We start from the raw sequence: 22,553 nt of genomic DNA, 5'->3' as shown, positions 1-22,553 counted from the left end.
AAGGTTCAGGGGGCGGCCCTGTTGTGCCTCGGATCGCACCGCAGCGCCATCACTTTGCGGTGGCCGGCGGCGGTGTCGGCGATTTGTCGCGCAGCACGATGTAGATCGCCGGGATCACCAGAACCGTCAGCAAGGTTGACGATGCCAGACCGAACAGCAGCGAGATCGCCAACCCCTGGAAGATCGGGTCGAGCAGGATCGTGGCCGCACCGATCATCGCCGCCAATGCGGTGAGCAGGATCGGCTTGAACCGCACCGCGCCGGCTTCCAGCACGACCTCGCGCAACGTCTTGCCGGCCCCGCCGGAATGGCGGATGAAATCGACCAGCAGGATCGAGTTGCGCACGATGATGCCGGCGAGCGCGATGAACCCGATCATCGAGGTGGCGGTGAACGGCGCGCCGAGCAGCCAATGGCCGATCAGGATGCCGATCAGCGTCAGCGGGATCGGCGTCAGGATCACCAGCGGCAGCTTGAAGCTCTTGAACTGCGCCACCACCAGCACGTAGATGCCAAGGATCGCCGCACCGAACGCCGCGCCCATGTCGCGGAACGTCACCCAGGTGATCTCCCACTCGCCGTCCCACAGCAGCGTCGGCTTGGATTCGTCGGACGGCTGGCCGTGCAGGCTGATCGCCGGCTTCGGCAGTTTGCCCCAATCATGAGTTTCAATCAGTTTGTCGACGTCGAGCATGCCGTACAGCGGCGCTTCGAACTTCCCGGCGAGTTCGGCCATCACCATGTCGGCAAAGCGGCCGTCGCGGCGGAAGATCAGCGGCGAGCCGACCTCCTTGGTAGCCTGCACGAGCTGGCCGAGTTCGACCACGGTCTTGGCGCCGGGCAGCGAATTGGCCGGCACCGGCGTCGACGCCAGTGCCTCGTTCCACTCGAGGTCGCGCTTCGGCAGCCCGACCGTGATGGCGATCGGGTTGCGGCCTTCACCGCGGTGCGAGTAGCCGATCGAGGTGCCGCCGAACAGCGTCTGGATGGTGTCGTAGACGTCCTTCTGCTCGACGCCGAAGAACTCCAACCGGTCCTGGTCGATCGACAGCCGCAGCCGCGGCCGAGGTTCGCCGATCGAATTGTCGACGTCGACGATGAACGGCACCTGCTTGAAAATCTTCTCGACCTCGGTGGCTACCGCACGGCGGGTGGAGGCGTCGGGGCCGTAGATTTCCGCCAGCAGGGTCGACAGCACCGGCGGGCCGGGCGGCACCTCCACCACCTTGAGGCTCGTGCCTTCCGGCAGCTTCAGCGCCTGCAGCCGCTTGCGCAGGTCGAGCGCGATGTCGTGGCTGGCGCGGCTGCGCTCGCCACGCTCCTGCAAATTGACCTGCAATTCACCGAGTTCGGGCCGCTCCCGCAAGTAATAATGCCTGACCAGGCCATTGAAATTGAACGGCGCCGGCGTGCCGGCGAAGGTCTGCACCGAGGTGATCTCGGGCAGGCCGCGGGCGATGTCGGCGGCGGCGAACAGGGTACGCTCGGTATCCTCGAGAGTCGCGCCCTCGGGTAAGTCGAGGACTACCGCGATCTCGCTCTTGTTGTCGAACGGCAGCAGCTTGACCGTGACCGACTTGGTGTAGAACAGCGCCATCGACATCAGCGTTGCGATGCCGACGCCGAGCAGAAAGATCCACGACGCGCGCTTGCTGGCGACGATCGGCGCGGCGAGACGGCGGTACAGCCGGCCGAGCCGGCCTTCGTCATGATCGCCGTGCGAAGCCATCGCCGCGCCCTGCTTCGGCGCCAGCTTCAGCATCAGCCACGGCGCCACCATCATGGCGACGAAGAACGAGAACAGCATCGCGGCCGAGGCATTGGCCGGGATCGGCGCCATGTACGGCCCCATCAGTCCGGACACGAACAGCATCGGCAACAACGCTGCGACCACTGTCAGGGTCGCGATCACGGTCGGATTGCCGACCTCGGCCACCGCCTCGATCGTGGCCTGCAGCCGAGGCCGTCCGTCCTTCATTCCCCAGTGCCGGGCGATGTTCTCGACGACCACAATGGCGTCGTCGACCAGGATGCCGATCGAGAAGATCAGCGCGAACAGGCTGACGCGATTGATGGTGTAGCCCATCAGGTTGGCGGCGAACAGCGTCAACAGGATCGTGGTCGGGATCACCACCGCGGTGACGATCGCCTCGCGCCAGCCGATCGCGATCGCGATCAGCACCACGATCGAGATCGTGGCGAGACCGAGGTGGAACAGCAGCTCGTTGGCCTTCTCGTTGGCGGTCTCGCCGTAGTCGCGGGTGATGGTGACGGCGACGTCTTTCGGAATCAACGAACCTTCGAGGGTCGCCAGCCGCGCCTTGATGTCGTGCGATACCACCACTGCGTTTGCGCCGGCACGCTTGGCGAGCGCGACGGTGACAGCCGGCACGCGGTCCCATTTGCCGCTCGAGTCACGGGCATCGTTCCACACCCGATGCTCGGCCATGTTCGGCCCGATGATCACCGAGGCGACATCCTTGACATAGACCGGGCGATTGTCGCGGGTCGCGACCAGCAGCAGACCGATGTCGGGAATTCCCATCAAGGTCTGACCGGCCGAGACGCTGCGCATCGTGCCGGCGTCGCGGACGCTGCCCGCCAGGAACGAACGGTTGGCGTCCTTCACCTTGGCGACGAGCTGTTGCAACGTGACGCCGTACAGCGACAGCTTTTCCGGATCGGGCTCGACCCGGATCTGCTGCGCGCCGCCGCCGGAGATGTAGGTCAGGCCGATGCTGTCGACCTTCATCAATTCGGAGCGCAGCTTGTCGGCGACTTCGTACAGATCCTTGTCGGTCCAACGCGCCGCAGCTTCCGGCTTCGGCGATAGCGTCAGCACGGTGACGGCGACATCGTTGATGCCGCGGCCGACGATCAGCGGCTCGGGGATGCCGACCGGGATGCTGCCGATATTGGCGCGGATTTTCTCATGCACCCGCAGGATCGCGTCTTCGGCCTTGGTCCCGACCAGAAAGCGGGCGGTGACCATCACGCGGTCGTCTTCGGTCTGGCTGTAGACGTGCTCGACACCGTCGATGCCTTTGACGATCGCTTCCAGCGGCTTGGTCACCAGCTCGACGGCGTCCGGCCCGCGCAGCCCGTCGGCGTTGATGCGGATGTCGACCATCGGCACACTGATCTGCGGCTCTTCCTCGCGCGGGATCGCGGCAAGCGCGATCAGCCCGGCGATCAGCGACGCCAGCAGGAACAGCGGAGTCAGCGGCGACCGGATGGTGGCCTTGGTCAGATGGCCCGAAATTCCCAGGTTCACGGCTGCACCAGTCTGTCGCCATTGCGCAGGCCCGAGAGGATCTCGAGCCCGTCGGGCATCGCTTGGGTCGGGTGTTCGCGGCCGCGCTGCACCGGCACCGCCACAGTCTTGCCGGGCTCGCCGACATGGACGTAATCGATGCCGAACTCGGTTGAGACGAACTTCGCCGGGATCACGAACGCGTCGCGCTCGCCCCCCGAGATCCACACCCGCAGCCGATCGCCGACGAAATATTGCGGCAGCCCCTCGACGCTGGCGTCGGCGACGACACGACCGTCCTCGATCTGCGGATACACCAGCTCGATCGTCCCGAACTTCGCCACCTGGTCGCCGAATTCATTGCCGTCGACGCGGATCTTGTCGCCGGCCTTGAGGAAGCGGGCGTGCCGCTCCGGCACCCGCAGCCGCAGCTTGTAGTGCTGCTGCGCCACGGTGACGATCGGATCGCCCTGCAACACCACCGAGCCGACGGTGACCATCTTCTTGAGCACGCGGCCGTCGTCGGGGGCCAGCACCTGGCCTTCCTTGAACTGCTGCTGCACCACCGACCGCTCCGCGGTCTTGGCGCGCAGATTGTTCTCGGCGACGTTGAGCGCGGTGCGCGCTTCGTCGAGCTTGGTGCGCGGCAGCGTGCCGCGCTCGACCAGACCGCTGGTGCGATCGTAGTCGATCTGCGCCTGGCTCGCCTGCGCCTGCAGCGCCTGGATCTGGGCGTCGAGCGAATTCATCTGCAGCGTCAGCTTGTCGTCGCCGATCGTCGCGATTTCCTGGCCGGCCTTGACGCTGTCGCCCTCGCGAACCTTCAGCGCCACCACCGTGCCGCCGATCCGGGCGCGCGCCGGCACCACGCTGATGCTCTCGACGGTCGCGAACACCGCCTTCTCGTCGGAGATCTTGGTTTCCGCCACCGTCAGAGTGCCAGCCGCATTCGCCACCGCGACGCCCCACAGCATCGCCGCGACCACACCGCCCGTCGTCCATCCGCCCATTCGCATGTCATGCCCTTGCAGGTTTGCGACCCGTCTTCTCCAGCGGCTGACCGGGACAGTACACCCGATACAGCGTCGTCAGGAGTTCACGCGCCGGTTCGCTGGCGATCGAGTAGAAGATCGACTGGGCGTCGCGCCGCGCCGACACCAGCCCGTCTTTGCGTAGCAGCGCGAGATGCTGCGACACCGTCGAATCGCGCAGGCCGATCACCTCGGCGAGCTCGCCGACCGAGCGCTCGCCACCGATCAACTGGCAGATGATCAGCAGTCGATGCCGGTTCGACAACGCCTTGAGAAGCTCGCTCGCCTCGTCCGCGGCGGCCATCATGGGATCGACCTTTATTTTCATAGTTGCGTATATACGATTATTCGAATATAACGTCAACACGAATTCGGAACCGGGACCGCACGACGGCCCGGGCAATTGAGAAAGGGGCAGTTCATGAATCTCGATCAGACCGTACTCGCCTTCGCCGGCACAGTCGTGCTCGTCAGCCTGGCTCTCGGCTGGCTGGTCAGCCCGTATTGGCTGCTGCTGACGGCGTTCGCCGGCGTCAACATGATCCAGGCGTCGTTCACCGGCTTCTGTCCGGCGGCGATCGTGTTCAAAAAGCTCGGCCGTCCGGCCGGCAACGCGTTTTCGTAAGCTCGCGCCTCATCGAGCGCGTCATTGCCGGGCTCGACCCGGCACTCCATCACGAGACAATCGCTCCGTCTTTGCGAGTCAACGGGTCGGCGCGAAGCGCCGATCCGGGTGCTCCTCCTCATGGTGATCGAGGAGCGATCGCCTAAGCCTGCCTCAGGCCGCGCGGCCGCAATTGCAGTTGCAGCCGCCCTCTTCTTCCTCGTCGTCATGATCGTGCGGCGCCGCCGGCGCCAGCGATCCGGCAAGGTAGTTCTGGATCGCGGTGACCGGATCGGTCTCCGAGGTGGTGATGGCGACCACGCCGCGGGCGGCCATCCGGTTGAGGAAGCCGGGACCGGCGCTGCCGGCGATCACCACGCTCACCTTGTCGAGCGGGTGCGCGCCGTCTTCCTTGAATTCATGGATCGACATCTCCTTCGGCAGGTCGAGCCGGTCGACCTCATGCGGCGGGCGGCACGGCGCCGCATCGAACACCAGGAAACGGCGGGTCTTGCCGGCGTGGCCGGTCACGGTGCGGAAGTTCTGGCTGGCGACTGCGATCAACATGGCTATCTCTCGTGCAGCGATGGGACAATAGAACGACGCGGCGGCCGCGCATCATGGCGCGGCCACGCGGGTCGGATGCGTGGCGTGACTGGGGGAGGTCGAACCTTCAGCGCCGCGCCGGAGCGCGGCGCCCGAAGGACAGAACAGCTACCGAAACAGGCGCGAGGCCCGCTCAGGTCTCACCGATAATGATCTGGGTGTCGCTGGCGAACTTGTACGGCACCAGGGCGAGGTTGAGCGGCGCCGGGCCGAGCCGGATGCGGCCCGAAGCGTCGTATTGCGAGCCGTGGCACTGGCAGAACCAGCCGTCGTAATTGCCCTGATGTTCGGTCGGGACGCAGCCGAGGTGGGTGCAGATCGCCGACACCACCAGCCACTGCTCCTTGCCCGGCTTGACCCGCTCGGAATCCGGCTGCGGGTCGCGCATGCTGCGCCAATCCGCCGTCTGCGCCGACTGGATTTCCTTCGGCGTGCGGTGGTTGATGAAGATCGGCTGGCCGCGCCAGAACACCTTGACCACCTGGCCTTCGGCGATCGGCGCCAAATCGACTTCGAGCGGGAAGCCGGCCGCAATGGTGCCGGCGTCCGGGTTGAGCTGCGATATGAACGGCCACACCAGGGCCGCGGTGCCGACCGCGGCCAGAGCACCGGTCGCCAGATACAACACGTCGCGCCGGTTCGGCTGTTCAGAAGTAATTGCGGTCATTTTCGTCTCCTGAAGAGTACCGTGCCGGATTGCTGGTCCGGCACCTGGTCGATTGCGTCGTCCAATTGACGCGGGTCGCCCCGCGCCTGCGTCTTGCGAAGCTCGCCGGCGGCGCGCGCGAGAATCGCAACAAGTTCTGCTTCGTTGTCGGGGTCCTTGGCGATCTGCCGGATCGCCACCTCGCGGAGGTTGTCGAGCGCGGCGCGCAGCAGCGGCGGCAGATCGCCGCCGTCCGCGCCACCCTCGGCGTTCTGTTGCCGCATCATCTCGCCGAAGGTCGCGAGACGGTCGAACACCGCGTCGGCCAGCGCGCGATTGGCGGCGAGGTGATCGCGGCCGTCGTCGGTGGCGACGTAGAGCTTCTTGGCGCCTTCCGGCTGGGCGACGACGTGACCGGTTTCCTCGAGGAAGGTCAGGGTCGGATACACCACCCCCGGACTCGGCGCGTACCAGCCGGCGGTCTTCTCCTCGATCACCTTGATGATGTCGTAGCCGTGGCGCGGCTGCTCGGCTATCAGCGCCAGCGCGATCAGCTTGAGGTCGCCTTGCGCCAGCATCCGGCCGGCGCGCATCATCTCGCCGCCGCCCATGCCGCGCGCGCCCATCCCGCGGCGCCCCCAACGGCACCCCGGCATCCCAAACCCGCATCGTCGCGGGCTGTTATCGACGCCGTCCATGACAACCTCCTGAAAGATATATCTTACGTAGTGACGACCCCGGCCCAAGTAAAGATATATCTTTGGCGCCGAGATCAGTTTTGACGTGCCGATCGAAGAACGGTGTCTCGCTACTTATCCCGTTCCAGGACCGGTGGTTTTCCGATACTGACAGTTGATCCAAATCAAACTTAGAACCAGCCCAAAATATATCGTCCGCTCGCACTCAAATGTTCCCAACATTTGGGCCCAGGTGGCGCGCCCTGCGCTTGCCTCGGTCGGGAGGCTGAACAGCCCCGGCGAAGAACAGGAGAAGATCATGATCAAGGTTGCGGTTGTGCTTTGGATCATCGGCGGAGCGACCCTCGCCGGCATGATGATGGTCGCGGTGCTGGTGGTGCCGAGCCTGTCCGAACAGGCGATGCACTGGATTCCGATCGCGGTCGGCTGCGGCTTCGTGGTCGCGATGCCGATCTCGTTCCTGGTCGCCCGCAAGATCGCAAGCCCCTCGGTCCGCTGAACGATCGGGGCCGAGACGCTGGCGCGAGTGTCTCGATCCAGCCTGGCAGATCCCGCATGATTTCGCCCGGAGACGGCCTGCCCCTCTCCGGGGGCGAAGCTCCAGCGAAAGCCTCCCATGACAGACACCAATATCGAAGGACCGCTCTATGCGGCCCGCAAGAAGGTCTATCCGCAGGCGGTCCATGGCCGCTTCCGCCGGATCAAATGGACGCTGCTGGCGATCACGCTGTCGATCTACTACTTCACCCCGTTCCTGCGCTGGGACCGCGGCCCCGGCCTGCCTGATCAGGCGGTGCTGATCGATCTGCCGGCCCGGCGGTTCTATTTCTTCTTCATCGAGCTGTGGCCGCAGGAGGTGTACTACTTCACCGGCCTGCTGATCATCGCCGCATTGGTGCTGTTCCTGATGAACGCCCTCGCCGGGCGGGTGTGGTGCGGCTACCTGTGCCCGCAGACGGTGTGGACCGACCTGTTCTACGCCGTAGAGCGGCTGGTCGAAGGTGACCGCCGCGACCGGATCGCCAAGGACAAGCACGGACTGACCGTGCGCCGTGTCGGCGAGATCGCGCTCAAGCACTTCATCTGGCTGATGATCGCGTGGTGGACCGGCGGCGCCTGGGTGCTGTATTTCGCCGACGCGCCGACGCTGGTGAAGGAGCTGGTCACCTTCCAGGCGCCGATGGTCGCCTATGTCTGGATCGGCATCCTGACCTTCACCACCTACACCCTCGCCGGCTTCATGCGCGAGCAGGTGTGCATCTACATGTGCCCGTGGCCGCGCATTCAGGCGGCGCTGACCGACGAATGGGCCCTCAACGTCACCTACAAATACGACCGTGGCGAGCCGCGGATGTCGGTGAAGAAGGCCGAGGTGGTCCGCGCCCATGGCGAGACCGTCGGCGATTGCATCGACTGCCATCAATGCGTCAACGTCTGCCCGACCGGCGTCGACATCCGCCAGGGCCTGCAGCTCGGCTGCGTGCAGTGCGGCCTGTGCATCGACGCCTGCAACACGGTGATGAAGCAGGTCGGCCGTCCGCCGGATCTGATCGCCTACGACACCGATATCAACATCCAGCGCCGGCTCGTCGGCAAGACCTCGGTGTACCGCCCGATCCGCGCCCGCACGCTGCTGTATTCCGCGCTGATCGTTCTGGTCGGCGCCGTGATGGTCTATGCGCTGGCGACCCGCGGGTCGCTCGACATCAACGTGCTGCACGAGCGCAACCCGCTGTTCGTGACCCTGTCAGACGGCAGCGTGCGCAACGACTACACCGTGCGGCTGCTCAACAAGCGCCCGGCCGGCCGCGTGATGCAGGTGTCGGTGAGCGGCGTGCCCGGCGCGCGGCTGCAGGCGGTCGGCATCGATCCCGACGTCAAGGACCGGCTCGACGTTGAAGTCGGCCAGGATCAGACCCGCGAGTTGCGGCTGTCGGTGATGGTGCCGAGCAACGAGGTACCGAGCAAGTCGGTCAACATCACCTTCGAAGTGAAAGACCCGCAGACTGGCGAGTTGGCGACGGCGGTCGACCATTTCGTGCCGCCGACGTCGAACTGAGCACGGTGGCGGGGCGACGCGTTACGCCGCCCCGCGCAGCATATGCGACAGCCTCTGATACAGCAGCGCCACCGAGACCACGAACAGCAGCACATAGGCGATCCGATAGAACAACCCGGTCGGGGTCCGCTTCACCAGCCAGATGCCGGCCATGTTGGCGGCGGCGGCGAGCGGCAACAGCGCCAGCGAGGTGCCGAGATTGGCTGGCGTGAACTGCCCGAGCAGGAAGTAAGGACCGATCTTCAGCGCGTTGATGATCGCAAAGAAGATCGTGGTGGTGCCGACCAGCACCAGCTTCGGCAATAGCTGCGGCAGCATATAGACCTGATACGGGGGGCCGCCGCCTTGGGTCATGAACGAGGTGAAGCCCGACACCGCGCCCCAGAACACGCCGGCGGCGTCCGACAGCTTCACTGCGGAGGCGTGCGGCCGCAGCCAGACGTTGAGCACGAACACCAACCCGACGCCGCCGACGATCAGCCGCACTGCGTCGTCGGACACGATCGACGCCGTCCACCATGCGATCGCCATCCCGATCAGCGCGCCCGGCAGCATGATCTTGAGACTGCGCGCGTCCCAATGACGCCGGTATACATACAGCGAGATCAGATCCTGGGTGATCAGCACCGGCAGAAGCAACCCGGCGGCTTCGAGCGGCGGCAGATACAGCGCCAGCAGCGGCGTCGCCGCGATGCCGACGCCTGAGAAGCCGCCTTTGGCGAGCCCGAGCAGAAACACCGCGGGGATGGCGACGGCATAAAACCAGGGATCGAGAATGAGCGACAACGCTGAGGGCTCGAACTGTCGGAGGAATGCCGCGCGAACGGCGACACTCCCGCTGTACAGAGGAAAGTCAGTCCCGGCAAATCCGTGCGGCGCATGCGGCATTGCGCTTGCGCCCGCATGTGAATTGGAACAATATTTTCGTCAGAACTAAGAACCAGGGAGGAAGCGGCCGGCGCAAGCATGCGCCGAGGCGTGCATTGGTTGCGCGCGATCGACATTGATGCTCTCCACCGTCCGCACGCCTCCTTCTCGACAAGACTCGCCGCCGCGGGATTGTCGGCTTCAGCGGTACGAAGCCATCGTCCGGTTCGCTCCACCAGCCTCCTCATCAAGCCGATCCATTGCATTCGCTATTCCACCGCGCCGCCTTGCCGAGGCTGCGCGGCATTCGCCTATCCATCATGCACAGCCGGACCAACCGGCGCAGACATCAAGAGAGAGACCGAGTGAGCGCAACCAACCAGAAGACCTTCGGCGGGCGGATCGGCAGGACGATTGCCGATTCCAAACCATGGTGGCCAGAGCCACCGTCGGCGCCGGCGGGTGCACCGAACATTCTGGTCGTACTGTTCGACGATGTCGGCTTCTCCGACTTTGGCTGCTACGGATCGCCGATCGCGACCCCGACGATCGACCAGCTCGCGGCCGAAGGCCTTCGCTACACCGGCTTCCACACCACGGCGATGTGCTCGACAACACGCGCCGCCTTGCTGACCGGGCGCAACCATCACTCGGTCGGCGTCGGCTGCCTGGCGAATTTCGACTCCGGCTATCCAGGCTATCGCGGCAAGATCGCCAAGGAGGCCGGCACGCTCGCCGAGATGCTGCGCGCTCACGCCTACCGCAACTACATGGTCGGCAAATGGCACGTCACGCCGCTGACCGAAACCGGCGCCACCGGCCCGTTCGACGGCTGGCCGCTGGGGCGCGGCTTCGACCGCTTCTACGGCTTCCTCGACGCCGAGACCGACCAGTTCTCGCCCGAGCTGGTGTCGGACAATACGCCGATCGATGCGCCCGGCACCTACGAGACCGGCTATCACCTGACCGAGGATCTCATCGATCAGGCGATCCGCTTCATCGCCGATCACGCCGCCGACCGGCCCGAACTGCCGTGGCTGACCTGGGTGGCGCTCGGTGCCTGCCATGCGCCGCATCAGGCGCCGATGGACATCATCAAGGGCTACGACGCCACCTTCGCGCATGGCTGGGACGTCGAGCGCGAGCAGCGAATAGCGCGGCAGAAGGCGATGGGCATCGTGCCCGAGACCACCGACATGCCGCCGCGCAACGACGGCGTGAAGCCCTGGAACGAGCATACCCCCGACGAACAGCGCGTGTTTACCCGGCTGCAGGCGGCGTTCGCCGGGATGCTCGACCATGCCGACCGCCACCTGAAGCGCCTCGTCGATTTCCTCGACGCCTCCGGGCAGCGCGACAACACGCTGATCCTGGTGCTGTCCGACAACGGCGCCAGCCAGGAGGGCGGACCGCTCGGCTTCATCAACGCGATGGGGCCCTATAACTTCCGGCTCGAACCGATGCCCGACAAGATCAAGAAGATCGACGACATCGGCGGACCGAACTCGCATTCGAACTTCCCGCACGGCTGGGCGATGGCGTCGAACACGCCGCTGCGGCGCTACAAGCAGAACACCCACGGCGGCGGCATCCGCGATCCGTTCGTCGTCAGTTGGCCGACGCGTTTGCCGGCCCGCGGCGAGCTGCGGCATCAGTTCGTCCACGCCAGCGACCTGGTGCCGACGCTGCTCGAGCTGATCGGGGTCGAAGCACCAGCCGAGATCGGCGGGTTGAAGCAGATGCCGCTGGAAGGCGAGAGCTTCGCACGGTCGCTCACCGAGCCCGGCGTGCCGTCGAAGTCCTCGCCGCAATATTTCGAGATGTTCGGCCACCGCGGCATCTGGCATCAGGGCTGGAAGGCGGTCGCGTATCATCCGCCCGGCAAGCCGTTCGACGACGACAAATGGGAACTGTTTCATCTCGACCGCGACTTCTCCGAAGCGCACGATCTGGCGGAGGCAGAGCCCGCGCGGCTCGCCGAGCTGATCGAGATGTGGTGGGCCGCGGCGGAGCGACATCAGGTGCTACCGCTCGACGACCGGTTCGGACCGCGGTTCGCCGAGAACGCCGCACGCTTTCACGGCGCCCGCAAGAACTTCGTGTTTCACCGCGGCATGGGCCACGTCCCGACCGACGTCGCTCCCGACGTCCGTAGCCGCAGCTACACCATCGAGGCCCACATCGAACTCGAAGCCGCCAGCGAAGGCGTGCTGATCTCACACGGCGATATGACGTCCGGCTACAGCCTGTACATCAAGGACGGCCGGCTGGTGCACGACCTCAACATCGGCGGGCACCATCACGTCGTCACGTCGGAGCGAACTCTGCAGCCGGGGCCGCGCCGGCTCGGCGTCAAGGTGGAGCGGCTCCGCCGTACTGAGCCGCCGGCCAAGGGCTCTCGCACCGGCGTCAGCCGCTACACGCTGACCATCGACGGCGAGCCGGCGGGCTCGATGGAGACCGGCCTCGCCTTCCACACGCTGATCTCGTGGTCCGGCCTCGACATCGGCCGCGACCGCGGCAGCCCGGTATCGCATTACGACGCGCCGTTCGAATTCACCGGACGGATGCTGCGGGTCGAAGTGTCGATGTTCACCGACCAGGATCTCGACGGCGAAGCAGTCGGCAACGTCGAGATGGCGAGGCAGTAACACGTCGGTTATTCCGGGTTCGCGCTTCGCGCGCCCCCGAATGACTCGTTTCTGCTACCCTCGCTCCTTCAGCCCGTGCTGCTGCAGGCGCCACAGCAACAGATCGAGCCGATCCTGGCCGAAGAACGGCTCGCCGTTGAACACGAAGGTCGGCACACCCCAATGGCCGGACGCGGCGTGGTCGCGCTCGTTGCTGCGGATGGTTTCGTCGTACTTGTCAGGATCGGCGGCGATCTCGGCTTCGAGCTGCGCCAGATCGAGCCCGGCCCGCTGGGCCGCTTGGGCGAGATGATCGCCCTCGTGCCAATTGTCGACAGCGCCGCCATACAGCACCGAGCTGACCTCGCGGATGAACGGCAGGCCGCGGCCGGCGAGCTGGGCGGCAGCGCCGAGCCGCGTCAAGCGCCTGATGTACGGCTGCTCGGCGGCGACCTCGAGCGTCTGCATGTTCTGCACGATCGGATCGGGCCGCGGGAAGCGAAACGGAATCCCCTCCTTCTGCGCCACCCGAAAACTGTCGAGCACGACGTAGCGCGCAAACCTCGGATCGGTGCGCTTGAAGAAGGTCGGATCGCGCACCGCCAGCGGATACACCGGCCGCGCATTGATGGCGAAGTCGTATTGCTCGACCAGCTTCACCGCCTTGGGCAGCGACAGATAGCTGTACGGGCTCCGGAACGACCAGAACAGATCGACGCTGAGACTCATCGGCCGGTCACCAACCCCAATGCGACAGCCGACCTGCCGCATCGCAACCTCAACTGCACCAATTTCCGCCCGGCGGGCTTCGGGAGCTTTGCAACAGCCGTGATTAGTTTCATGAATATCTCCCTCGCCTGCCGCGCCGCTTCGGGCGTCTATCGTTTCATGAACTAATCGTAAGGTGCGGACCTGCGATTGCAATCCGTTTCTGCATCGGTTGAGATGCCGCCGTCGCGGACAGACGACGAAGACCGGAGGAGACCGAGGATGAGCGAGACCGCCACAATCGCAGACGATGCGCTTGCACCAAAAGATGCCTCCGCACCTGTGATCGCCCGCCACGCCGCAGTGCTGAACGAGCTGCCATTCTCCGACACCACCGATTTCGACGATGCCGCGCGCGGGTTTATCGGCAGCATCGATCACGCCGCGGTCGAATCCGCCCAGGGCCGCACGGTGTGGAGTCTCGAACCCTATGGTTTCCTGCTAGACGATACCGCGCCGCCGAGCGTCGATCCGAGCCTGTGGCGGCAGTCCCGGCTCAACATGCAGCACGGGCTGTTCGAGGTCGTGCCGGGCGTGTACCAGGTCCGCGGCTTCGACATCGCCAACATGACGCTGATCGAGAGCGACAGCGGCGTGATCGTGGTCGACACCCTGACCTCGATCGAAGGCGCCCGCGCGGCGATGCAGCTCTACGCCCGCCACCGCGGCGACAGGCCGGTGGTGGCGGTGATCTTCACCCACACCCATGCGGATCATTGGGGCGGCGCCCGCGGCGTGCTCGACGACGACGCACTCGCCAACGGACGGGTGCCGATCATCGCACCCGATCTGTTCATGGAGCACGCCGTCTCCGAGAACATCATCGCCGGACCGGCGATGCTGCGGCGCGCGCAGTATCAGTTCGGGCCGCTGCTCGCCAAGGGGCCGCGCGGCCATGTCGATTGCGGCCTCGGCAAGACAATGGCCGCCGGCAGCACGGCGCTGTTGCGGCCGACCGACCTGATCAAGGCGACCGGCGATACCCGCCGCATCGACGGCGTCGATTTTGAATTCCAGATGGCGCCGAACTCCGAGGCGCCAGCGGAGATGCACTTCTACATTCCGCGCTACAAGCTGCTCAACCTCGCCGAAAACTGCACCCACAACTTCCACAATCTGCTGCCGTTCCGCGGCGCCGACGTGCGCGATGCGCTGGCGTGGTCGGGCTATCTCGGGGAAGCGCTGCAGCTCTGGGGCGGCAAGGCCGAGGTGATGTGCGGGCAGCACCATTGGCCGGTGTGGGGCACCGAACGGATCGACCTGATGATCCGGCAGCAGCGCGACATCTACAAATTCGCCCACGACCAGACGTTGCGGCTGATGAACCACGGCCTCAACGCCGCCGAGATCGCCGAAACCATCCGTCTGCCGAAGAGCCTCGATGGCGCCTGGCACGCCCGCGGCTATTACGGCCACATCCGCCACAACGTGAAGGCGATCTACCAGAAGTATCTCGGCTGGTACGATGCCAACCCGGCCAATCTCGATCCGCTGCCGCCGGTCGACGCCGGGAAAAAGTACGTCGAGTACATGGGCGGCGCGGACGCGCTGCTGGCGAAGGCGCGCGCCGACTTCGACCGCGGCGAATTCCGCTTCATCGCGCAGGCGCTCAGCCATCTGGTGTTCGCCGATCCCGACAACCAGGAAGGCCGGCATCTTCTCGCCGACACGTTCGAGCAGCTCGGCTACCAGTCCGAGAGTGCCACCTGGCGCAACGCCTATCTGTTCGGCGCCCAGGAACTGCGCCACGGCATGCCGAAGATGCCGGCCCGGCCGGGGATGCCGCGCGAGACGCTGTCGGCGCTCAAGACCTCGCAGATCTGGGATGTGCTCGGCGTCCGGCTCAACGGGCCGAAGGCGGAAGGCAAGACCATCGTGCTGAACTGGCAGTTCACCGACACCGGCGAAGACTGGGTGCTGACGCTGGAGAACTGCGCGTTGACCTATGTGGCGGGCGTCCAATCGGCCACAGCAGACGCCGGCTTCGCGTTGCCGCGCAGCCTGCTCGACGAGGTGATCGCCAAGCAGACCTCGTTTCCGGAGGCGGTGATGGCCGGCAAGATCAAGGTCAGCGGCAATCCGATGAAGCTCGCCGAACTGATGGGCCTGATGGACGAATTCCCGCGCATGTTCGAGATCGTCGAACCGCGGCGCAATCCGGTCAGTTGAGCCAGCGCCCCTTTGCCAGCCCCCAATGGTCGATGAGCGCCGATTAGGAACGGCGCAAGCGGAGCCGCGTTGGCGCCTCAGCCAGCGAGGGATTCGCCATGCGTGGAAAGAAACCGCCAGCTCGAGCGTTCGAGACCATCAGGAAACTCACCCCGACAGGCCGCATGCTGTCGCGGCTGGCGGCGACCGCCAGCCACGCAATGATGGGCGCCGCGATCGGGCTCGGCTTCGCATTCGTGGCGACGCGGTCCCCGCACTTCGGCGTGACGCCGGCACTGCTCGGCCTGCCCGCGTTCCGGCTGTTCGATTTCGCCCTGACCTCGGCGGTCGGTTTCGCGATCGTTGCGACGCTCACTGGCCTCGCAATGGGCGACGCCGAAGAAAGCTGAGCTTCAAGCCGCGGACCGCGCCGATGCTTGGTCGACCGCAAACTCCAGCCGCAGCGGGCTGCGGAAAGTCGACGACGGCATCCAGTTGAGCTGCTGCTCGGTGCGTGTGTAGTCCGGCACCACCCTGTGGAACTCATCGAATGCGATCCTGATCGCCATCCGGGCGATCGCCGAACCGAGGCAGCCGTGCACGCCGCCGCCGAAACCGAGATGGCCCTTGGGCTTGCGCGTGATGTCGTAGACGTCCGGATTCGGGAATTGCCGTTCGTCGCGATTGGCCGAGCCATAGGCGAGGCAGACGAAGTCGCCGGCCTTCATGGTGACGCCGTGCAGCGTCAGGTCGCTCTGCAGGCAGCGTTTGAACCGCTGCGCCGAAGTGTTGTAGCGCAGCGATTCTTCGACCGCATCCGGCAGCAGCGCCGGATCGGCCACCGCGGCGCGGCGCGCGTCGGCGAAATCGGCCAGATTCAGCGCCAGCATGCTCATGAATCCGCCGAGCGATTCGATGCCGGCCATGATCAGCGTGGTGGTGGTGAGCAGCACCTCGCGTTCGTCGAGCTTATCGCCGTCGATCTCCGCCATGCTGAAATGCGAGATCAGATCGTTCTTCGGCTCGGAACGGCGCTGTGCGATCACGCTCGACGCGTAGTCCTGCATCCAGGCGTAGGCAGCCAGATGCTCCGGCCCCTTGGCGCGGGTGACCGGATCGCTCTGCACCATCAGCACCGCCTTGTCGCGCACGGTCTGCTCATCGCCCATCGGCAGGCCGAGCGCCGCGAACAGCACCCGCACGGTGAACTTGGACGAAAAGTCGCCGATGAAGTCGAACTGGTCGCGGCCGCGCAAGGCTTCGGCGGCATCGCGGGCGATTTCACGCATCGGTTCGGCGAGCGCTTCGAGATTGCGCTTCATGAAGGCGTGCTGCACCAGCCCGCGCAGCCGGTCGTGGCGCGGTGGGTCGGTGGTGCCGAGCGTGGCGCCGGCGCGGTTCGGCAGCTCGGTCATCAAATTGCCCTTGGCCGAGGAGAACACCTGCCAGTTGCTGCCGGCGCCGGCGACGTCGAGATAGCGCGACAGAATCCACATCTGCGCCGGCTCGCTCCAGTACACCGGATGTTCGTCACGCAGCGTCTTGTAGAGCGGGAACGGGTCGGCATCGACGACGGGCGAATACGGATCGAAGCTGAACATGAGCTGATTTCCTCTCTTGTTGCGGCCGCCCGGTTCGTTGGTGGTCTGTTAGTTGCGGCAATCGTCGGAGTGTAGTTGCCACCACCTCTCCCCGTGAGACGCCGCGGTGACAAAAACTTGCACTTTTCCGACGTTCGGTCTTAGCTGCGGAATGGCTCGCGCACGCCGCAAAGCAGCAATTCCGATCTTCGCGCTGTACGGCGAGACACCGCCGGCGCCGGTCGACATGCTGCATGTCGAAGCAATCCAGTCGCGCAGCCGGTTGTATCAGTGGCAGATCGACGTCCACACCCACCGCAGCCTGCACCAGATCCTCTGGATCGGCTCCGGGACGGCGACGATCGCGCTCGATGAGCAGCGCGTGCAACGCGACGGGCCGGTCGCGGTGATCGTGCCGCCCGGCGTCGTTCACGGCTTCAAGTTCTCGCCGCACACCGAAGGTCAGGTCTTCACCTTCAATCCGCATGCGATGATCGAGGGCGACGTGCCGGCGACCGGCCAGGCGCTCCGCGACCTGTTCGCCGCGGCGCGTATCCTGGAGTTCGAGCCGGACGGTGCCGCAACTGCGCGGATCGACAGATTATTCGCCGAGCTTGCCGACGAATTTGCCTCGCCGGATGCCGGCAATTCCCCGGTGCCGCTATGGCTCGGCCGCGCCATCGTCTGGCGGCTGGCGCAGCAGAGCGAGCGGCAGGCGCGCTATGCCGCGCGCGGCGCCGATCAGTTCACCCGCTTCCTACTGCTGGTGGAGGCGCATCATTGCGAGCACTGGCCGATCGCGCGCTATGCGGGCGAACTCGGCATGACGCCGGAACGCCTCAACCGGCTGGCGAAAGCGGAGACCGGTCAGAGCGCGCTTGACGTGGTGCATGCGCGTCTGACCCGAGAGGCCTGCCGCCGGCTGACGTATATCGCGGCGCCGATCTCCAAGCTCTCGTTCGAACTCGGCTTCGAGGACCCGGCGTATTTCTGCCGTTTCTTCAAACGGCGGACCGGACATAATCCGCGAGATTATCGGCGGATGGTGAGTGAGGAGGCGTGAACGACGAGGCGGTGAGCTACAGGCTTGAGTAGTGAGCCTCCGACGCTTCCTCTCACACTCCGTCATGGCCGGGCTTGACCCGGCCATCCACGGCCATAACCACCGCCTTGCGTGAATTCGTGGATGCCCGGGTCGAGCCCGGGCATGACGATTTTTGTGTAGCGGCGCCGCGGCCCAACATCACTTCGCACTGTAGTCGCCACCTGCACCAACCTCATCCTGAGGAGCCCCGGCGAAGCCGGGGCGTCTCGAAGGATGGGCTCCGAGCACACGCGTAGCAGCGCATCGGCCTCGTGGTTCGAGACGCCCCGGCTTCGCCCTACGGGCTTCGCCGCGGCTCCTCACCATGAGGGACTAAGGCCTCGGACGCACAAAGGCCCTACGCCGCCTGCGCCAGCCTCGGCCGGTTCTCGATCAGCATGATGCCCGACGCGGTGTTGGAGATCGGCAAATGATAGTTACGGTGCAGCTCGTGGACGTCGCCGAGCAGCGCGCCGCGCATCGCGACCCAGTTCATCACCTCGACGCCCTGGCTGCCGGCGAGCTCGACCAGTTCGTGCGGGTCGATGCCGAGCAGGCTCTCGATGTCGCCGGTCATCGCGTCCATGCAGCGGCGGTCGAACGCGGTGTTGATGAAACCGGCACGCTGGCCTTCGAGCTGATGCGACAGCCCGCCGGTGCCGATCACCACCACTTTCAGATCTTCCGGATAGCTCTCGATCGCGCGGCCGATCGCCTGGCCGAGCTTGAAGCAGCGCCGCAGCGACGGCAGCGGATGCTGCACGGTGTTCACCACCACCGGCACGGTCGGAATGTCGTGCGCGCGGCCACGCAGGAACAGCTCCATCGGCAGGCTGTAGGCGTGGTCGACCAGCATCTCCTGACAGGTGACGGGGTCGAATTCGGATTCCACCAGCGTCTCGATGATGTGCCACGACAGTTTGGTGTCGCCCTTGAACGGCGCCATCACAGGGATGCCCCAGCCTTCGTCGTCGTTGCGATACTCAGGCGCGGCGCCGACCGCGAAGGTCGGCATCTTGTCGAGGAAGAAATTGAGCCCGTGATCGTTGTAGATCACCACCGCGGCATCGGGCTTGGCCGCCTCGAGCCAGCGGCACGGCGCCTCGAAGCCGTCGAAGAACGGCGCCCAGTACGGATCCTTCTGCAGGCCCTTGGCCATCGCCCCGCCGATCGCCGGGACGTGAGATGCGGCGAGGCCGCCGATGATCGTCGCCATGTCAGGTCCCCCCGCTCAATTGTCCCGCGCCGCCAGAAGTTTCGCCTTGAACTGCTCGACCGTCATCCCGGTCTGCAGCGCGCCGATGTCCTGCATGTTGAGGCCGAGGATGCCGGCGAATTTGGCGAGGTAGTAGGCGTTGCCGCCCTCGTCGAGCAGCTTGAGCAGATCGCGCTCGAGGATCGCTTCGGTCTGCGCCGCGGTGAGCCCGTAGCGCGCGCAGTATGCAGCCTCGTCCTCGACGAACTCGGCGCGCGCGCCGGCGTCGTTGAACGAGAAGCACATCTTGTTGAGAGCGTAGCCCTTCTGCGCCGCTTCGGGCCCGAAGATCGGCGTCCCGAAAATCTCGCGCTTGGCGCGTCCGGCGCCAGCCGCCAATGCCTCACTCATGGCATCCCCTGATGACGTTTCCTGCCTACGGCCTTGCGGCCAAATTTCGCGAACGATAGGCGGCGGCAGGAGCGCTTGATTGACTTGAATCAAATGTCAGGAAACTCCTGACAGCCGCGATCCGCTCGGCGGAAGGCGGTCAGGAGCGCGGTGCGCCGCGCAGCCATCGCCGCAACCGCTGCAGCATCGACAGCGGCGGCTCGGTTTCGAGCACCTCGGAGGGCAGCTCCAGCGCCAGCGACGGCGCCTCGGCGAGGTCGGTGACGGTCTCGCCCTCGGTCGGCAGCGGGCTGGTGGGACAGCGCGGAGGATGCGGCGCCGGCGCCGTCGCAGCCGTGCCCCCGAACGCGACGTGCCCGGCCGCTTCCAGCACCAGTGGTCCCACCTGCGTCAGGAAGGCTTGCTCATAGCCGCGCGACAGCCGCGCGATCGCCTCGTCGAGCCGCAGCCAATCGACCGCGCGGATGTCCTTCATCAGCGGCAGCGTCTGCTCCGCCTCCGCTTCCATCCGCCAGAAATGCACCACCTTGGAGCGGCCGCCGGAGTCGTAAACCAGGGTGCCGATGAACTCATGCACCGCGACGACGTGGCCAGTTTCTTCGAGCACCTCGCGCTCGGCGGCCACGCGCGGCGTCTCGCCGTGGTCGAGTTTGCCCTTGGGCAACACCCAATCATTGCGCTTGCGCATTCTGACGACCGCAAACAGCGGTTCATTGCCGCGCCGCAAAACAATTCCGCCTGCTGCCAGCACCGGAGTTCGCAATCTACCGCCCTTCGTCGTGGGGAAATCAACCTCCACAATATAGGATCGGGCAGGCGTCAAGCGAGACGCGCCGAGCCACGTCGCCTCAGAATTCACCCGGACTGCGCCGGGAGCCGGATTACGGCGCCGGCGGCGGCGTCACCACCGGATAGCTGCGATCCGGCGTCAGCATGCAGCGATACACGCGCCTGTTGCGGGTCTGCCAAGCCTCCACGATCCGGCCGCAACTGGCGCACTGCAGATTGCCTGGCTCACCTTCGAGCGTTTCGGATTCGGCGCAGCGGTAGAGTGCGCCACACTCACATTCCACGTCGGACAATCTCATCGCTTCTTCCCTGGTATTCGTCAGCGGCGGTTCCCGCCGTCGCGGCTTGAGTCTAGGCTGCGATGCTGACGCGACGATGTCAGCGCGTCGCTGACTCGAGTCAAATCGTTGCCTGCCGGCAGTTCCCTCGCCGACTGGCGGTCGACGACATCAACGGGATATAATTACCGCGGCGCTGAGAACAGCCGCCGGACGATCGCGGATCGCAACCGCGACGTCCCCACGATCAACGAGGAAACACCCATGAGGTTCTGGCCCGAGGCCGGCATCGGCGGCGCGCTGCGCCGCGAAACTCACTACGACGGCCGGTCGATGTTGTGCTTCTCCGAGCGCCCCGTCCATCTGGCTGCGATGTTCGATGATCTGGTCGCGCGGTTCGGCGACCGTCCGGCAATCGTCGACGACCGTGCGCTCAGCTATCGTGAGCTCGATCGCCTGGTCCGCAGCATCGCGGCCTCGCTGACCGCGCTGGGCATCGGCAAAGGCGACCGGGTCGCGCTGTTCCTCGGCAATTGCTGGGAGTTCCTGGCGGTGACGCTCGCCTGCAATCGGCTCGGCGTCCTGGTGGTGCCGATCGGCATCCGGCAGCGCCGCGCCGAGCTGGAATTCCTGCTGAACAACAGCGGCGCCAAGGTGGTGGTGTTCGAGGCCGAGCTGGCGGGCGAGATCCCGGCAGCCGCCGAGGTGCCGCAGCTCGCGCATCGCTTCGCGGCGCACGGCCCGGCCGATGGCGCGCGGCCGTTCGAGGATCTGCTCGCTGGCGATCCGGCGGCCGCATCGCTCGCGGCGATGCACGAAGACGACACCGCGGTGATCCTCTACACCTCGGGCACCACCGGCAAGCCCAAGGGCGCCGAGCTGACCCATCTCAGCATCCTGCATTCGTCCTACGCGTTCGCCCGCGCTCACGAGCTGACTGAGCACGACCGCGGGCTGGTCGCGGTGCCGCTGTCGCATGTGACCGGGCTCGTCGGCGTATCCTACGCGACGATCGCGGCCGGCGGCTGCGTGGTGCTGATGCGGCAGGCGTTCAAGACCGCGGACTTCCTCGCGCTGGCGAGCCGGGAGAAGATCACCTGGTCGATCCTGGTGCCGGCGATCTACACGCTGGCAGTGATGCATCCCGGCTTCGACAAGCACGATCTGTCGGCGTGGCGGATCGGCTGCTTCGGCGGCGCGCCGATGCCGGTGCCGACCATCGAGATGCTGGCGAAGCGGCTGCCGAACCTGCAACTCCGCAACGCATACGGGGCGACCGAGACCACCTCGCCGACCACGATCATGCCGCAGGCCTACTGGCGCGATCACATGGACAGCGTCGGCCAAGTGGTTCCTTACTCGCATGTGCGCGTGCTCGACGCGTACGACAACGAGGTCGCCCCCGGCGACCCCGGCGAATTGCTGATCTCCGGCCCGATGGTGGTGCCGCGCTATTGGCAGCGGCCCGACGCCAACGCCAGGGAATTTGTGAACGGCTATTGGCGCAGCGGCGACATCGGCTCGATCGACAAGGACGGCTTCGTCCGGGTGTTCGACCGCAAGAAGGACATGATCAACCGCGGCGGCTTCAAGATCTTCTCGGCCGAGGTCGAGAATGTGATCTGCGGCCTCGACGGCGTGGTCGAGACCGCGATCATCGGCACGCCCGACCCGGTGCTCGGCGAACGCGTCAACGCCATCGTGGTGACCAGCGCAGATGCCAGCTTAAGCGAGCGCGACGTCGCCGACTGGTGCGCGGCACGGATGTCGGACTACAAGGTGCCGGAAAGCATCATCATCCGCACCGACCCGCTGCCGCGCAACGCCAACGGCAAGATCCAGAAGACGGTGCTGCGCGAGACGATCGCGGACCGGGCGGCGAGTTACAGCGGGACGTAGTCCACGA

At 65.8% G+C, this 22,553-nt stretch carries 20 protein-coding genes and 1 pseudogene; 8 read left to right on the top strand and 13 right to left on the bottom strand.

Annotated features, from left to right (window positions below; genetic code table 11):
- Positions 1 to 49: 49 nt before the first annotated feature.
- From DWA33_RS14225 to DWA33_RS14215, 3 genes are read right to left on the bottom strand one after another with little or no spacing between them, the layout of a single operon-like run.
- Entirely contained in the window at positions 50 to 3,274 is a 3,225-nt protein-coding gene (locus DWA33_RS14225) for an efflux RND transporter permease subunit (RefSeq protein WP_114358726.1), read from the bottom strand.
- Positions 3,271 to 4,269: an efflux RND transporter periplasmic adaptor subunit gene (locus DWA33_RS14220; protein ID WP_114358725.1), complete on the bottom strand. Its 999-nt coding sequence runs from the start codon at positions 4,267 to 4,269 to the stop codon at positions 3,271 to 3,273. Before DWA33_RS14220 ends, DWA33_RS14225 begins: the two co-directional genes overlap by 4 nt.
- 1 nt (position 4,270) lies before the next feature.
- Positions 4,271 to 4,591, bottom strand: coding sequence for an ArsR/SmtB family transcription factor (locus DWA33_RS14215; protein WP_013500960.1), 321 nt, complete (start codon positions 4,589 to 4,591; stop codon positions 4,271 to 4,273).
- 114 nt (positions 4,592 to 4,705) lie between these two features.
- On the opposite strand from DWA33_RS14215, the gene DWA33_RS14210 reads away from it, so the two are divergent.
- Positions 4,706 to 4,909 (top strand): YgaP family membrane protein, encoded by a 204-nt coding sequence (locus DWA33_RS14210; RefSeq protein ID WP_013500959.1) that lies wholly within the window; start codon positions 4,706 to 4,708, stop codon positions 4,907 to 4,909.
- Between the two features lie 153 nt (positions 4,910 to 5,062).
- Here DWA33_RS14210 and DWA33_RS14205 read toward each other — a convergent pair whose 3' ends face one another.
- The 3 genes and pseudogenes from DWA33_RS14205 to DWA33_RS14195 form a co-directional block, all read right to left on the bottom strand.
- Positions 5,063 to 5,455, bottom strand: a complete 393-nt coding sequence (locus tag DWA33_RS14205) for a NifB/NifX family molybdenum-iron cluster-binding protein (RefSeq protein ID WP_114358724.1) — start codon at positions 5,453 to 5,455, stop codon at positions 5,063 to 5,065.
- A 172-nt stretch (positions 5,456 to 5,627) separates the two neighbouring features.
- On the bottom strand, positions 5,628 to 6,161 hold the full coding sequence (gene petA, locus DWA33_RS14200) for a ubiquinol-cytochrome c reductase iron-sulfur subunit (RefSeq protein WP_114358723.1): 534 nt from the start codon (positions 6,159 to 6,161) through the stop codon (positions 5,628 to 5,630).
- Between the two features lie 92 nt (positions 6,162 to 6,253).
- Positions 6,254 to 6,838, bottom strand: a pseudogene (locus DWA33_RS14195) (PadR family transcriptional regulator); the annotation flags it as partial.
- A 298-nt stretch (positions 6,839 to 7,136) separates the two neighbouring features.
- Here DWA33_RS14195 and DWA33_RS14190 point away from each other — a divergent pair.
- Together DWA33_RS14190 and ccoG are read left to right on the top strand one after the other, a co-directional pair.
- Positions 7,137 to 7,337: a hypothetical protein gene (locus tag DWA33_RS14190; protein WP_114358767.1), complete on the top strand. Its 201-nt coding sequence runs from the start codon at positions 7,137 to 7,139 to the stop codon at positions 7,335 to 7,337.
- A gap of 117 nt (positions 7,338 to 7,454) precedes the next feature.
- Positions 7,455 to 8,897 carry a cytochrome c oxidase accessory protein CcoG gene (gene ccoG / locus DWA33_RS14185; protein ID WP_114358721.1) on the top strand — a complete coding sequence of 481 codons (1,443 nt, stop codon included), beginning with the start codon at positions 7,455 to 7,457 and terminating at the stop codon, positions 8,895 to 8,897.
- A 21-nt stretch (positions 8,898 to 8,918) separates the two neighbouring features.
- On the opposite strand, the gene DWA33_RS14180 is transcribed toward ccoG, so the two are convergent.
- On the bottom strand, positions 8,919 to 9,683 hold the full coding sequence (locus DWA33_RS14180; protein ID WP_114358720.1) for a sulfite exporter TauE/SafE family protein: 765 nt from the start codon (positions 9,681 to 9,683) through the stop codon (positions 8,919 to 8,921).
- A gap of 446 nt (positions 9,684 to 10,129) precedes the next feature.
- On the opposite strand from DWA33_RS14180, the gene DWA33_RS14175 reads away from it, so the two are divergent.
- Positions 10,130 to 12,415, top strand: coding sequence for an arylsulfatase (locus tag DWA33_RS14175; RefSeq protein WP_114358719.1), 2,286 nt, complete (start codon positions 10,130 to 10,132; stop codon positions 12,413 to 12,415).
- Between the two features lie 54 nt (positions 12,416 to 12,469).
- On the opposite strand, the gene DWA33_RS14170 is transcribed toward DWA33_RS14175, so the two are convergent.
- The gene (locus tag DWA33_RS14170; protein WP_114358718.1) at positions 12,470 to 13,123 is read right to left on the bottom strand and encodes a 2-hydroxychromene-2-carboxylate isomerase; all 654 of its coding nucleotides are present in this window, start codon (positions 13,121 to 13,123) and stop codon (positions 12,470 to 12,472) included.
- 261 nt (positions 13,124 to 13,384) lie between these two features.
- On the opposite strand from DWA33_RS14170, the gene DWA33_RS14165 reads away from it, so the two are divergent.
- Both DWA33_RS14165 and DWA33_RS14160 read left to right on the top strand, forming a co-directional pair.
- The gene (locus DWA33_RS14165; protein WP_114358717.1) at positions 13,385 to 15,331 is read left to right on the top strand and encodes an alkyl/aryl-sulfatase; all 1,947 of its coding nucleotides are present in this window, start codon (positions 13,385 to 13,387) and stop codon (positions 15,329 to 15,331) included.
- A gap of 98 nt (positions 15,332 to 15,429) precedes the next feature.
- Positions 15,430 to 15,720, top strand: a complete 291-nt coding sequence (locus DWA33_RS14160; RefSeq protein ID WP_147270248.1) for a hypothetical protein — start codon at positions 15,430 to 15,432, stop codon at positions 15,718 to 15,720.
- A gap of 3 nt (positions 15,721 to 15,723) precedes the next feature.
- Here the strand turns inward: DWA33_RS14160 and DWA33_RS14155 are convergent, their stop codons facing one another.
- Positions 15,724 to 16,911 (bottom strand): cytochrome P450, encoded by a 1,188-nt coding sequence (locus tag DWA33_RS14155; protein WP_114358715.1) that lies wholly within the window; start codon positions 16,909 to 16,911, stop codon positions 15,724 to 15,726.
- A gap of 151 nt (positions 16,912 to 17,062) precedes the next feature.
- Here DWA33_RS14155 and DWA33_RS14150 point away from each other — a divergent pair, with 151 nt between their 5' ends.
- A complete protein-coding gene (locus DWA33_RS14150; protein ID WP_114358714.1) occupies positions 17,063 to 17,953 on the top strand; it encodes a helix-turn-helix domain-containing protein in 891 nt (296 codons plus the stop codon).
- A 379-nt stretch (positions 17,954 to 18,332) separates the two neighbouring features.
- Here DWA33_RS14150 and DWA33_RS14145 read toward each other — a convergent pair whose 3' ends face one another.
- The 4 genes from DWA33_RS14145 to DWA33_RS14130 all read right to left on the bottom strand — a co-directional run bounded on the left by DWA33_RS14145 (position 18,333) and on the right by DWA33_RS14130 (position 20,668).
- On the bottom strand, positions 18,333 to 19,190 hold the full coding sequence (locus DWA33_RS14145; protein WP_114358713.1) for a class III extradiol dioxygenase family protein: 858 nt from the start codon (positions 19,188 to 19,190) through the stop codon (positions 18,333 to 18,335).
- Positions 19,191 to 19,205: 15 nt separating this feature from the next.
- Positions 19,206 to 19,580, bottom strand: coding sequence for a protocatechuate 4,5-dioxygenase subunit alpha (locus DWA33_RS14140; RefSeq protein WP_114358712.1), 375 nt, complete (start codon positions 19,578 to 19,580; stop codon positions 19,206 to 19,208).
- 139 nt (positions 19,581 to 19,719) lie between these two features.
- A complete protein-coding gene (locus tag DWA33_RS14135; protein ID WP_114358766.1) occupies positions 19,720 to 20,382 on the bottom strand; it encodes an NUDIX hydrolase in 663 nt (220 codons plus the stop codon).
- A gap of 79 nt (positions 20,383 to 20,461) precedes the next feature.
- Complete coding sequence (locus tag DWA33_RS14130) at positions 20,462 to 20,668, bottom strand: hypothetical protein (protein WP_114358711.1); 207 nt, start codon at positions 20,666 to 20,668, stop codon at positions 20,462 to 20,464.
- Between the two features lie 243 nt (positions 20,669 to 20,911).
- Between DWA33_RS14130 and DWA33_RS14125 the strand changes: the two genes are divergently transcribed.
- A complete protein-coding gene (locus DWA33_RS14125) occupies positions 20,912 to 22,546 on the top strand; it encodes a class I adenylate-forming enzyme family protein (RefSeq protein WP_114358710.1) in 1,635 nt (544 codons plus the stop codon).
- Positions 22,547 to 22,553: the final 7 nt, after the last annotated feature.

Origin of the sequence: Rhodopseudomonas pentothenatexigens, assembly GCF_900218015.1 — a bacterium.
GTDB lineage: Bacteria > Pseudomonadota > Alphaproteobacteria > Rhizobiales > Xanthobacteraceae > Rhodopseudomonas > Rhodopseudomonas pentothenatexigens.
The sequence above is the reverse complement of the archived record's forward strand: the minus strand, read 5'-3'. Positions and strand labels throughout refer to the sequence as shown.

Coding starts and splice junctions, on each gene's coding strand:
- DWA33_RS14220 (WP_114358725.1), bottom strand. CDS start 4,269: ATGCGAATGGGCGGATGGACGACGGGCGGTGTGGTCGCGGCGATGCTG.
- DWA33_RS14215 (WP_013500960.1), bottom strand. CDS start 4,591: ATGATGGCCGCCGCGGACGAGGCGAGCGAGCTTCTCAAGGCGTTGTCG.
- DWA33_RS14210 (WP_013500959.1), top strand. CDS start 4,706: ATGAATCTCGATCAGACCGTACTCGCCTTCGCCGGCACAGTCGTGCTC.
- DWA33_RS14205 (WP_114358724.1), bottom strand. CDS start 5,455: ATGTTGATCGCAGTCGCCAGCCAGAACTTCCGCACCGTGACCGGCCAC.
- petA (WP_114358723.1), bottom strand. CDS start 6,161: ATGACCGCAATTACTTCTGAACAGCCGAACCGGCGCGACGTGTTGTAT.
- DWA33_RS14190 (WP_114358767.1), top strand. CDS start 7,137: ATGATCAAGGTTGCGGTTGTGCTTTGGATCATCGGCGGAGCGACCCTC.
- ccoG (WP_114358721.1), top strand. CDS start 7,455: ATGACAGACACCAATATCGAAGGACCGCTCTATGCGGCCCGCAAGAAG.
- DWA33_RS14170 (WP_114358718.1), bottom strand. CDS start 13,123: ATGAGTCTCAGCGTCGATCTGTTCTGGTCGTTCCGGAGCCCGTACAGC.
- DWA33_RS14165 (WP_114358717.1), top strand. CDS start 13,385: ATGAGCGAGACCGCCACAATCGCAGACGATGCGCTTGCACCAAAAGAT.
- DWA33_RS14160 (WP_147270248.1), top strand. CDS start 15,430: ATGCGTGGAAAGAAACCGCCAGCTCGAGCGTTCGAGACCATCAGGAAA.
- DWA33_RS14155 (WP_114358715.1), bottom strand. CDS start 16,911: ATGTTCAGCTTCGATCCGTATTCGCCCGTCGTCGATGCCGACCCGTTC.
- DWA33_RS14150 (WP_114358714.1), top strand. CDS start 17,063: ATGGCTCGCGCACGCCGCAAAGCAGCAATTCCGATCTTCGCGCTGTAC.
- DWA33_RS14145 (WP_114358713.1), bottom strand. CDS start 19,190: ATGGCGACGATCATCGGCGGCCTCGCCGCATCTCACGTCCCGGCGATC.
- DWA33_RS14140 (WP_114358712.1), bottom strand. CDS start 19,580: ATGAGTGAGGCATTGGCGGCTGGCGCCGGACGCGCCAAGCGCGAGATT.
- DWA33_RS14130 (WP_114358711.1), bottom strand. CDS start 20,668: ATGAGATTGTCCGACGTGGAATGTGAGTGTGGCGCACTCTACCGCTGC.
- DWA33_RS14125 (WP_114358710.1), top strand. CDS start 20,912: ATGAGGTTCTGGCCCGAGGCCGGCATCGGCGGCGCGCTGCGCCGCGAA.